This is a genomic window from Ruegeria sp. AL2 (assembly GCF_056540845.1).
Genome location: NZ_JBQFXM010000043.1, coordinates 1 through 11,328, shown reverse-complemented (window position 1 = coordinate 11,328; position 11,328 = coordinate 1). Strand labels below are relative to the sequence as shown.

The 11,328-nt window shown below is 56.2% G+C and carries 9 protein-coding genes; 2 read left to right on the top strand and 7 right to left on the bottom strand.

Translation table 11 applies throughout. The features are described from left to right. Positions 1-379: 379 nt before the first annotated feature. The 7 genes from ACR0ID_RS20010 to ACR0ID_RS19980 all read right to left on the bottom strand — a co-directional run bounded on the left by ACR0ID_RS20010 (position 380) and on the right by ACR0ID_RS19980 (position 7,503). Positions 380-1,765, bottom strand: coding sequence for an FGGY-family carbohydrate kinase (locus ACR0ID_RS20010; protein ID WP_480608294.1), 1,386 nt, complete (start codon positions 1,763-1,765; stop codon positions 380-382). Further along, the gene (gene rhaM / locus ACR0ID_RS20005; protein ID WP_480608292.1) at positions 1,762-2,076 is read right to left on the bottom strand and encodes an L-rhamnose mutarotase; all 315 of its coding nucleotides are present in this window, start codon (positions 2,074-2,076) and stop codon (positions 1,762-1,764) included. The genes ACR0ID_RS20010 and rhaM overlap by 4 nt, the downstream gene beginning before the upstream one ends. Then, positions 2,076-3,062: an ABC transporter permease gene (locus ACR0ID_RS20000; RefSeq protein ID WP_480608289.1), complete on the bottom strand. Its 987-nt coding sequence runs from the start codon at positions 3,060-3,062 to the stop codon at positions 2,076-2,078. Before ACR0ID_RS20000 ends, rhaM begins: the two co-directional genes overlap by 1 nt. Beyond that, the gene (locus tag ACR0ID_RS19995; RefSeq protein ID WP_480608286.1) at positions 3,059-4,042 is read right to left on the bottom strand and encodes an ABC transporter permease; all 984 of its coding nucleotides are present in this window, start codon (positions 4,040-4,042) and stop codon (positions 3,059-3,061) included. Before ACR0ID_RS19995 ends, ACR0ID_RS20000 begins: the two co-directional genes overlap by 4 nt. Positions 4,043-4,053: 11 nt before the next feature. After that, positions 4,054-5,586 carry a sugar ABC transporter ATP-binding protein gene (locus ACR0ID_RS19990; protein WP_480608283.1) on the bottom strand — a complete coding sequence of 511 codons (1,533 nt, stop codon included), beginning with the start codon at positions 5,584-5,586 and terminating at the stop codon, positions 4,054-4,056. A 76-nt stretch (positions 5,587-5,662) separates the two neighbouring features. Beyond that, on the bottom strand, positions 5,663-6,664 hold the full coding sequence (rhaS, locus tag ACR0ID_RS19985; protein ID WP_480608280.1) for a rhamnose ABC transporter substrate-binding protein: 1,002 nt from the start codon (positions 6,662-6,664) through the stop codon (positions 5,663-5,665). Between the two features lie 38 nt (positions 6,665-6,702). Beyond that, positions 6,703-7,503, bottom strand: coding sequence for a DeoR/GlpR family DNA-binding transcription regulator (locus tag ACR0ID_RS19980; RefSeq protein WP_480608277.1), 801 nt, complete (start codon positions 7,501-7,503; stop codon positions 6,703-6,705). A 187-nt stretch (positions 7,504-7,690) separates the two neighbouring features. On the opposite strand from ACR0ID_RS19980, the gene ACR0ID_RS19975 reads away from it, so the two are divergent. Together ACR0ID_RS19975 and ACR0ID_RS19970 are read left to right on the top strand one after the other, a co-directional pair. Continuing rightward, entirely contained in the window at positions 7,691-9,793 is a 2,103-nt protein-coding gene (locus tag ACR0ID_RS19975) for a bifunctional rhamnulose-1-phosphate aldolase/short-chain dehydrogenase (RefSeq protein WP_480608274.1), read from the top strand. Positions 9,794-9,802: 9 nt separating this feature from the next. Beyond that, positions 9,803-11,041: an L-rhamnose isomerase gene (locus ACR0ID_RS19970; RefSeq protein ID WP_480608271.1), complete on the top strand. Its 1,239-nt coding sequence runs from the start codon at positions 9,803-9,805 to the stop codon at positions 11,039-11,041. The last annotated feature ends 287 nt before the right edge of the window (positions 11,042-11,328 follow it).

The window sequence follows — 11,328 nt, the reverse complement described above, 5'->3', positions numbered from 1 at the left end:
AACGAGCAAAGCCTGACAAGAAAGGCACTCGCGCTCAGTTCGGTACGCCTCTCTCTGCGCCAGCAACACGTTGTTTTTCAACAATATCGGCGGTTTCCGGACTTTCACCGCATGCGCGAAACGATTAAGCTGAGAAGTTGAGAGCCGACATCCACATTCGCTTGAAGCCGATCTGTTTTCTGCATTGCCGCATAACGGCTTTGAGCGCATTTCAGCGGCTTGGCGAACGTAAAGACTGGACGCAAAACGTGTGGTACCGACATTGCAAGCATTGCGCTCTGCCAAAAGTCACACCTTTACGAATACAACATAGGTCCACCAAGTATTCGTTTGCGCCAAAATGAGTGGCTCTTCTGATCGCCGAATCTGTGTTGTTTCATTATTGAGATCGACACTGCACAACCTTGCGCCATTGTTCCGCATAGCTTTGCAAAGAAACAGCTCTTCTTGCGGGGATAGTGATAGGGGTATCTTGGATCAGTTTGGCTGGTTTCACTCCGGGTACGAGCAAGGCCGCTCCGGAACTGGTCCCCGTGGTTCCAGAAGCGCGATACACATCAGATGCCGCGGCTATGCTCAACATCTCGAGATAGAGGCGATTGCTCGCAAATGGACCTTCGACAATGGTTTTTCCATCGTGGCCGATGTTCGACAGGCATTCAGCGGTTACCAATGCAAGATAAAGGGCAACCGCAGCACCGCGGGCACCGGTGCCTGCTTCAGGCTCAAGACCAGACCAACCGGACCGCTGCCTTTTGAAGGGCCCTGTTTCAGCGGAGACGGCAGGCAAAAGCATGACGTTGTGCGATAGTATGTAGTCCAAGTCTTGCTGCGTCGGGGTGGGATATGTGTCCCCGGTTGTCAGATCGTGTTCCCTGCCTCCCATGAACCGGGCTGAAGGTGCGGGATCGCCCAAAGCTGTCACGTTGATCAGGGTATCAAGATCAGGATCAAGCGACACGGTTTTGCCGCCGACTGACATTGCAATCACCCATGTTCCCGTGGAAATGACGCTGAATGGGGGCTGTTCCGTAAGGACATAGGGCAGCAGAGAGGCGTTTGAATCGTGAATGCCACAGAGAACCGGGGTATCGGGCGACAGACCCGTTAGACTGGCGATCTGCGGTAGGATCGGTCCCAGTAGGTCGGTTGGTCTGCGGACCGGGGCGAGTTTGTCTTCGATGCCCAGGGAGGCGACCAGAGAAGAAACCATGCCCTCGCGCGGATTCCAGAGATCGGTATGGCACCCAAGCGACGTGACGTCTGTTGCTTTCACACCGGTCAACTTCGCGCCCCAATATTGCGGATAGGTAACGATCCTGTGCGTCCTTCCTTTCAACTCGGGATCTGACTGGAACTGCCAGAAGAACTGAGCACCGATATTCAGCCCGCCTGCCAATTGCGGCGAGCCGGTTTCTGAGAATGGTGGCCTGATTGCGTTGTAACGGTCGGCCATTTCATCCGGACCGGCAAACTCATAATCGAGGATCGGTGCGGCAAGCTCTCCATCACTATCGAGGAGTGCAGCACAGGCACCGTGGGTCGTGATTGAGATGGCATCGATGCCATTGGTTGCATGAAATTCGCGCAGCCCTTCCATCAGGAATTCCCAGTGACCTTCCACGTCGAAATGCGGCCAGGGTGGACCCGGTAGGACCCTGTTCGGGCGCGTGATCACCGCGATTTCGGTAAGGCTATTCCGATCGACCAACGCGAGTTTTGCGTTGGTCTTTCCGATGTCAATGACGGCGACATGATGTGTCATGACATGTGAAAGACGGTTTCCAGGGGCGTGGCCACCGGAGCGTTGTCGGAGTGCGTCTGCATGATGTCAGCCATATACGCCCACCATTTTTGCATGACCGGATGGTTCGGCAGGTTGTCCATGGAATGGCTGTCCTTGCGCCACAATACACCGAACAAGATGTTCGTCTCCGCATCCAGATGGATGGAATAATCGGAAATGCCGACTTCTTTCAGAAGTGTGACAAGCTCTGGCCAAATCTCCTCATGGCGTTTGACGTACTCCGCGCGGCAGCCAGGGTTCAGAAACATTTTGAAGGCATATTTCTCCATTATCGAGCCCGCCACATGGACCACAGGCGCGGCAGTGCGATGACGCCGATCAGAAGCGCGCCGATCACGATGGACATCACGATGCCTGGGACGTTCAACAGGCCCAGCCCAAAGGTCACCAGTCCCATGACGAACGCGGCTATCACGACTCCGACAATCGTGCCTGATCCACCCAGGATGCTGACCCCGCCAAGCACCACCATGGTAACAACCTCAAGCTCCCATCCCGTCGCGATGGACGGCCGAGTGGAGCCGAGCCGAGCGGTCAGACAGATCGCCGCGACACCGGACATCAGGCCCGTCAGCAGGAACAGAATGAACTTTACCCGCTGCACCCGGATGCCGGAAAACATAGCGCCGGTTGCATTATTGCCGATTGCGTATACGGCGCGGCCAAAATTGGTCTTGTGCAAAAGGACCGCGTAGATCAGCGCGATGATCGCAAAGAGAACGAATTCAAACGAAATAACCCACCAGACATAGCCCTGCCCAAACCACGAAAAGCTCGACGGATAGCCGCGGAATGCCTGATCGCCCAGCACGATGAAGCTAATACCCCGGAACAGGCTCATCGTGCCGATGGTCACAACGATGGAGGGCAACCCCATTCGTGTGACGAGAAGCCCGTTAAAGGCGCCGCATACAAGACCAACCAAAAGGCCGATCATCACGAGCCCGGGTGTCCCGACGCCGACCTGCACAGCAAAACCCATTGCAGTGGATGCCAGCGCAATAATCGAGGCGACAGACAAATCAATCTCCCCCGAAATAATGAGCAGCGCCATCGCGAATGCAATCATCGCCTTTTCGGTGAAATTGAACGTAGCGTCGCTCAGGTTCCAGGCATTCAGGAAATAGGGCGAGGCCAAGCTGTTGGCGACGAAAATGCCGATAGCGACCAGAAGCAGCAGGGTTTCCCAGCTTTTCAACCTCTGTTCCAGCGGGGACTGGAGACGGTCCGGGATGTGACGGTCAATGGTGCTCATGTTGCATGCTCCGCGCGTTTCAGGATGATGCGGCCCTTTTCGCGGTTGGCCTGTGCGTTCAAGGCGACCGCGATGATGATCGCACTGCCAGAGATGGCCAGTTGCCAGAAGGGAGAGATGTCGACGACCGGCAAAGCATTTTTGATGATGCCGAGGAACAGGGCTCCGAGCAGCGCGCCGGCAACTGTGCCGATCCCGCCCATGATCGACACGCCACCGATCACGCAGGCCGCAACCACATCCAGCTCAAACCCGCCTGCGATGTCGACATATGACACCGCAAAGCGCGATACCCAGAGGTAGCCGGTAAGACCGGCCAACGCGCCAGAAATCGTGAAAGCCCAGAACTGGGTCTTGCCTACATTGATACCAGCGTAAGTCGCCGCATGTGGATTGCCACCGGCAGCGTAGAACGCCCGCCCCAGCGTTGTCCGGGTCATGACTACCGTAAAGCCGATGACGGCGATGACCGCGATCCATCCCAGAACAGGCAGCCCAAGAATTTGCGTCCGAGGGAAGGCTTTGAAAGCAGCGCTCATCTCGTGGCTGTTTACCCATTTGCCGTCGGAAATCACGAAGATGATGCCGCGGAAAATGGTCATTGTCCCAAGCGTCACCACGATTGGCGGAATCGCGAGCTTCCATACGAGGAGGCCGTTAAACATGCCAAGCAGGGTGCCAAGACCCACGGCGATGACAAGGATCGCGGTAATCGGCAAGCCGGGTGCCGCGACGTTGAGCATTGAGACAACCATGCCTGTCAGCGCCAGGTTGGCCGCGACGCTGAGGTCGATGCATTTGGTCAGGATGACGATCATCTGGCCAATCGCCAACAGGATCAATGGCGAGGTATCGTTGAACACATTTATGAGGTTGGCGGGCGCGATGAAGCCCGGAAACCGTGAAGAGATCAGGCCAAGCAACAGGATGATCGCCCCGGTCAAAAGTGCCTCGCGTGAAGTCATGAACCGTTTGAGCATGGCGTGTTCCTTCAGATGCCTGCGGCGTGGCGGACAAGTGTTTCCGGTTGCAGATCATCGCCTGCCAGTTCAGCGACCATCCGGCCTTCACGCATCACGATTACGCGTTCGGACATACCCAAGACCTCGGGGATTTCCGAGCTGACCATGATAACGGCAAGGCCCTGCGCGGCGAGTTCCGCCATGAATTCGTGCACAGCGGCCTTGGACCCGATGTCGACTCCCTTGGTCGGTTCATCAAGGATGATGACCTTGGGCTGCGTTGCGAGCCATTTTGCGATCACAACCTTCTGCTGATTGCCGCCCGACAAGTTGCCGACATGGGTATCAAGCGATGCGGCCCTCAGATCGAGCCGTTCGGTGTATTCGCGCGCCAGCTTGAATTCCTCGGCCAGTTTGAGAAACCCGTTGCCAGAAATACGCCCGAGGGAAGGCAATGTTACATTCTGGAAAATCGGCAGATCCAGGATCGCGCCCTGTCTGCCTCGGTCTTCAGGCACATAGACAATCCCGTTGTCGACAGCATCCGCGGGAGAGTTGATCTGCACTGCTGTGCCTTCGATCTCTACCCTTCCGGCGGAAGGGCGCGTGATACCGAATAGGGCTTGCATGAACTCAGAGCGACCTGCGCCGACCAACCCATAGAACCCAAGGATTTCACCCTTGCGCAGGGTGAAGTTTATGTCCTCGAATTCCGTTGGGTGGGCATAATTCTCCACCTTCAACACTGTCTCACCCGGTGTGGGCGTACGTGCTGGGAAGATCTGGCTGACATCGCGACCCACCATCATTTTCACGAGATCCGCCTCTGTAACATCGGCAATCGCGCCATCGCCGATCAACTGGCCATCGCGAAAGACGGTGTAATTGTCCGCTATCCGGAATATCTCGTCGAACTTGTGGCTGATGAACAAGATCGCCTTGCCTTGAGCCTTCAGGCTTTCGACTAGTTCGTAGAGCTCTTCGATTTCCTTGTGAGACAGCGCTGCGGTCGGCTCGTCCATGATAACCACGCGTGCGTTGATGGACAGCGCCCGAGCAATGGCCACAAGGTGTTTGTTCGCAATGCCGAGATCCTTGAGCTTATGTTCAGGATCAATATTCGCGCCGATGCTTTCAAGGACATCGCGCGATTTGTTGACCATGGTTTTGAGATCGATCAGACCGAGTTTGCTGCGCGGTGCATGGCCGAGAAAGATGTTTTCGGCGACCGAAAGCTCGTCGAACAAAACAGTTTCCTGGTGAATGGCCGTCACGCCGTTGTCGGCTGCGGCTTGTGGAATCCGAAAGGCGGTTGGCTGTCCGTCGACCAGAATACTACCACCGTTGGGCTGGTAGATTCCGGTCAGAATCTTGACGACCGTCGATTTGCCCGCGCCGTTTTCTCCGATCAGTGCGGTGACGCGCCCCGGAAACAGCCGCAAGGAGACCTCCGACAGGGCTTTGACACCCGGGAATGTCTTCGTAATCCCGTCGAGCGCCAAAACCGCTTTTTCATCTGTCACGCCTGTTGTCGGCAGGATCATGTCCGATTGGTTGAGCATCGAAAGTCTCGGCTTTCTGAGTTTAGGGGCGTCCGGGGCGCAGCAGTTCCACGCACCGGATTCTCGGTTTGAGCGCTTAGAAGATCGACTTGAACTGGTCGATATTGGACGCGTCGTAGACGAAGGGATCAGCCATTGCGGCCGAATTGGTCTCGTCCAATGTGATTGTGCCCACGCGGCCAATGGAAATTTCCGCACCCGGTTCCGCCGTTGCGTTGCCAGAAGCCAGAGCGTGAGCGATGTAGGTTGCCGAATATCCCAGATCGATCGGGTTCCAAATCGCAAAGGACTTGGATGCGCCGCTTTCGATCGCACCGGCCATTTCCGACGGCAGGCCAAGGCCCGTCACGTTGACTTCGCCGATCTTGCCCGCATCCGCGACCGCCTGTGCTGCGGCCACAATACCCACAGACGTCGGAGCAATGATTGCATCGAGGTCGGGATAGGATTGCATCAGACCAGTGGCTTCACGGTAGGATTTGTCGGCCAGGTCATCACCATACACCGTGGCCACGACGTTGACGCCAGGATAGTTGCCCATGACCTTGTTCATTTCCTCGATCCAGATGTTCTGGTTCGTGGAGGTGGTGGTTGCCGACAGGACGGCGACATCACCGCCATCGGGCAAGTGATCGGCCGCCAGCTTGATGATCATGTTGCCAATCAGCGGATTGGATGACGGATTCAGGTGAATCTGGCGGCCCTCTTCAGCCACACCGGAGTCCCAGGAGATAACGGTGATACCACGATTCATTGCCTTTTGGAGCGTCGGCACAAGCGCGTCGGTGTCGTTGGCAGAAACCGCAATCGCATCAACGCCCTGCGCGATCAGCGAGTTGATAACCTCGATCTGGCCTTCTGCCGTCGTGTCGGTAGGGCCGGTATAGATGACCTCGACGCCACCGAGTTCAGCAGCTGCTTCCTTTGCGCCTTCGGCGGCGGCCTCAAAGAAGCCAATCCCAAGTGCTTTGACGACCAGTGCGATGCGCAGATCGTCCTGCGCTATGGCAGATGTGCCCATGAGGCTGGCGGCGAGGCTCAGGCCTGCAGTGAGTTTGGTAAAAGTGCGACGTTTCATTGGTTTCCTCCCTATTATACGTTCGCTTTTGCACCCTCTTATGAGGCTACGTTCTTTTGAGAGCCCCCTGATTGGGTGACGATGAGTTTGACTTCGGCAGCCTCGAGCATGGCTGCCGCCTTGTCGGAGATTTGGTCATCGGTGATGACTGTCGTGATCCGGTTCAGCGGGCAAAGAACAAGACTGGAGCGCTGTTGGAATTTCGAGCTATCGACCAGGACGACCAGTTCGTCGGCCTGCCCGATCAGCTTCTGCTCCGCCTGGATCAACAACGGATCCGCTTCCATAAGTCCCAGCGCGCCAAGACCCTGGGCCCCCATGAACATGCGGTGGGCGCAGAAATTGCGTGTCACATCATTGTCGAAAGGGGAAAGGATGATGTTCTGTTCGCGGTAGATCGTACCACCTGACAACATAACTGTGTTCTTGGAATGCTTGAGCAGATGTTCGGCGATCGGGAAAGAATTGGTGAACACCTGCATCCGGCGGCTTGCCAGAGGGTGGACCATCTGAAAAGTCGTCGTGCCGCCATTGATAATGATGGCATCCCCGTCTTCGCAAAGATCTACGGCCGCTGCGGCAATCGCCTGCTTCTCGGCAATTCGCATCGTTTCATTTACAGAGAACGGGCGACCGGCCAGACCGACGAACTGCGGCGGGCTTAGCGCCTCTGCGCCGCCCCGCACCCGGCGAAGCTGCTTTTCCTGATCAAGCGTCGCGATATCACGCCGGATCGTCGCCTCCGATGCGCCAGTCAGATTGCACAGCTCGACCACTGTAACAACAGGCCGCTCCTCGACCGCTGACAGAATGATCGTATGGCGTTCTTTCTCGTGCATTTGCCGTCCTCCCTGATAACGCAAACTGTAGGGATTCGACACATATGTCAATCAAAAACAATCATTAACAATCATGACAAGCGATATAGTGATTGTTTTTGCTCATTTATGATTGACAAATTGCCACGCGGACGCCAGCATTTGAGCGAACGCATTGAGGGGCGCGCGGCGTCCGCCGGGAGGAAACATGTTGAAATCACTGGAAACTCAGCTTCTTGATAGCCGTTGGGACGACGAAACGGCAGAGGGGATGAGCGAATCGGAGCTGTTGTTATATCGCTCGAACATCCTGGGCTGGGACAAGCGTGTGACCAATTATGGCGGAGGCAACACTTCGGCCAAAGTAATGGAGACCGACCCATTAACCGGTGAAGACGTCGAGGTGCTATGGGTCAAGGGCTCGGGTGGCGACATCGGCTCGATCAAGATGGACGGTTTCGCCACGCTCTACATGGACAAGTTGCAAGCGTTGAAGTCACTATATCGCGGCGTCGAGTTCGAGGATGAAATGGTCGGCTACCTGCCGCACTGTACATTCAAACTGAACCCAAGAGCGGCTTCCATTGATACGCCGCTGCACGCCTATGTCCCGCGCAAACATGTGGACCACGTCCACGCAGATGCGATCATTGCGATTGCTGCGTCGAAGAACTCCAAAGAACTCACGAAAGAGATTTACGGCGACCGGATCGGCTGGCTGCCGTGGAAGAAGCCGGGTTACGAATTGGGTCTCTGGCTGGAAAAGTTCTGCTTTGAGAACCCTGAAGCCGACGGGGTCGTTCTGGAAAGTCACGGGCTCTTCACATGGGGGGACACGGCAAAAGAATGCTACAACCAGACCATCGACGTGATCAATGTCGCGACGAAATGGCTGGCCGAACGCAGCGAAGATGTCGCGCCCTTTGGCGGATCGATCCACAAGAGCCTTCCCGCTGCCGATCGCCGCGCCATCGCCGCCCAACTCATGCCTTCCATCCGCGGATTCGTGTCCGGCAACCAGCACATGGTCGGCCATTTCAACGACAGCGAAACTGTCCTTGAATTTGTCAATGCCAAGGACATGAAGCCGCTGGCCGCACTGGGCACCTCTTGCCCCGACCATTTCCTGCGCACGAAAATTCGCCCCCTGGTGGTGCCATTCGATCCGGCGAAAAGCAACATCGAAGACGTTCTGGAAGGCTTGCCCAATCAGATCGAAGCTTACCGCAAGGACTATGCCGCCTACTACGACCGCTGCAAACACGACGACAGCCCGCCGCTGCGCGACCCGAATGCCGTGGTCTACCTTGTGCCCGGGGTCGGCATGATCACCTTTGCCAAAGACAAGGCGACGGCCCGCGTTTCCGGTGAATTCTATGTAAACGCAATCAATGTGATGCGCGGCGCCTCGGCCGTCAGTGAATACCAGGGGCTGCCGGAACAGGAAGCCTTCGACATCGAATACTGGCTACTCGAAGAGGCAAAGCTCCAGCGTATGCCGAAACCCAAGTCGCTTGCAGGTCGTGTGGCGCTTGTTACAGGTGGTGCGGGCGGTATCGGAGCCGCAACCGCCGAGCGCTACTTGCGCGAAGGGGCCTGCGTGGTGCTGGCCGACATCAACGAAGACGCGCTTGCATCAACTCAGGAAAACCTGGCTGCCTGCTACGGCAAAGATGCGGTTCGCAGTGTAGTCATGAATGTCACAAGTGAGGAGGCTGTTGCGGCAGCATTCTTAGATGCATCTGTCGAATTTGGCGGGGTCGACATCCTCGTTTCCAACGCTGGAATCGCATCCTCTGCACCGGTGGAAGAAACTTCACTGGCTTTGTGGAACAAGAATATGGACATCCTGTCCACGGGCTATTTCCTGGTCAGTCGTGAAGCGTTCAAGATGATGAGGGTCCAGAACATGGGCGGGGCAGTAGTCTTTGTTGCCTCCAAAAATGGGCTTGCCGCCTCTCCGAATGCTGCGGCTTATTGCACCGCCAAAGCCTCGGAAATTCATCTGGCACGCTGTCTTGCGCTTGAAGGTGCCGAGGCAGGTATCCGGGTCAATGTCGTCAATCCGGATGCCGTACTGCGCGGATCCAAGATCTGGGAAGGCGACTGGCTCGAGCAACGCGCAGACACCTACGGCACCGACAAGGACGGACTGGAGGAGATGTATCGGCAGCGGTCCATGCTAAAACGCTCTGTTTTGCCAGAGGATATTGCCGAGGCCTGCTACTTCTTTGCCGCCGAAACTTCGGCCAAGTCCACCGGCAATATCATCAATGTGGATGCCGGTAACGTCCAAGCATTTACGCGATAGGACATGACCATGAGCTATGAATCAGCAAAGGCGGCCTTCGCTGACTGGGGCGTGGATGCCGAAGAAGCTTTGATGCGTTTGAAGTCTATCCCGATCTCGATGCATTGCTGGCAAGGCGATGACGTCGTGGGTTTCGAGAAAAAGACCGGCACCTCAGGAGGCGGGATACAAGCGACAGGCAATCATCCTGGCCGCGCGCGCACACCGGATGAATTACGCGCCGACTTGGAGTTCGCCTATTCGATGATTCCCGGCAAACACCGGCTGAACCTGCACGCGATGTACCTGGACACTGACACCAACCCTGATCGTGACGAGATCGAGTTCCAACACTTTGTCCCATGGGTCGATTGGGCCAGGGAACAGGGCATTGGGCTGGATTTCAACCCGACCTTCTTTGCCCATGCCAAGGCGGATGACAACCTGACGCTTAGCCATTCGGACAAGGGCATACGGGACTTTTGGATTGAGCACGGCAAACGTTGCCGGGATATTGCCGCACAGATGGGTGCTGCCCTGGGCACGGCATGCGTGAACAATATATGGGTACCTGACGGCTACAAGGACACACCCGTCGATCGCATGTCCGCACGGGCGCGTCTGGAGGAATCCCTCGATGCGATGTTGGCCCCGGGTCAGGACAAGTCGCAGATGCTCGACGCGGTCGAAAGTAAGCTCTTCGGGATCGGTGTTGAAGCCTGCACCGTGGGGAGTCACGAATTCTACATGGGTTATGCGATCCGAAATGGAACGCTTCTGTGCCTCGACATGGGTCACTTCCACCCGACGGAGAACATCGCCGACAAACTCAGCTCGGTTTCCCTGTCACTTGATGAAATCCTGCTCCATGTTTCCCGCCCGATGCGCTGGGACAGTGACCATGTGATCCTGCTTAACGATGATATTCTTCAAATGGCGCAGGAGCTTGTCAGCGCGGATCTGCTGGATCGCACCTATATCGGTCTGGATTTTTTCGACGCAACGATCAGCAGGACCGCAGCCTGGGTCATTGGCACCCGCAATATGCAAAAGGCGCTGCTTAGAGCACTGCTGATGCCGCTGGATACACTGAAATCCGCAGAAAACGCACTTGATTTTACGACGCGCATGGCGGTCACCGAAGAATTCAAAGATATGCCGTTTGGTGCAATCTGGGATGAGTTTACTGCACGTGAAAACATCCCGAATGGTCAAGCCTTGATCAAAGAGCTCGACCGCTACCAAAGCAGTGTAGCTGAGCGCAAGTGAAGCTTCGGCACCGGGAATACCGGTGCCGCATAATGCTCAGTCAGACCAACCGATTCCGAAGTTGATCTCAGGCGACATCGCAGCATGTGCAAAATCGGGCCTTGCGCGTGAGGCAACAAACGGCAGTTATGTCCGGCAGGTTGTGAGTTCGACGTTTGCCAGACTTTGGGTCTGCAGCGAAAGTCCGGTTTGATGTGATATTGTTGAAAAACAACGTGTTGCTGGCGCAGAGAGAGGCGTACCGAACTGAGCGCGAGTGCCTTTCTTGTCAGGCTTTGCTCGTTTGC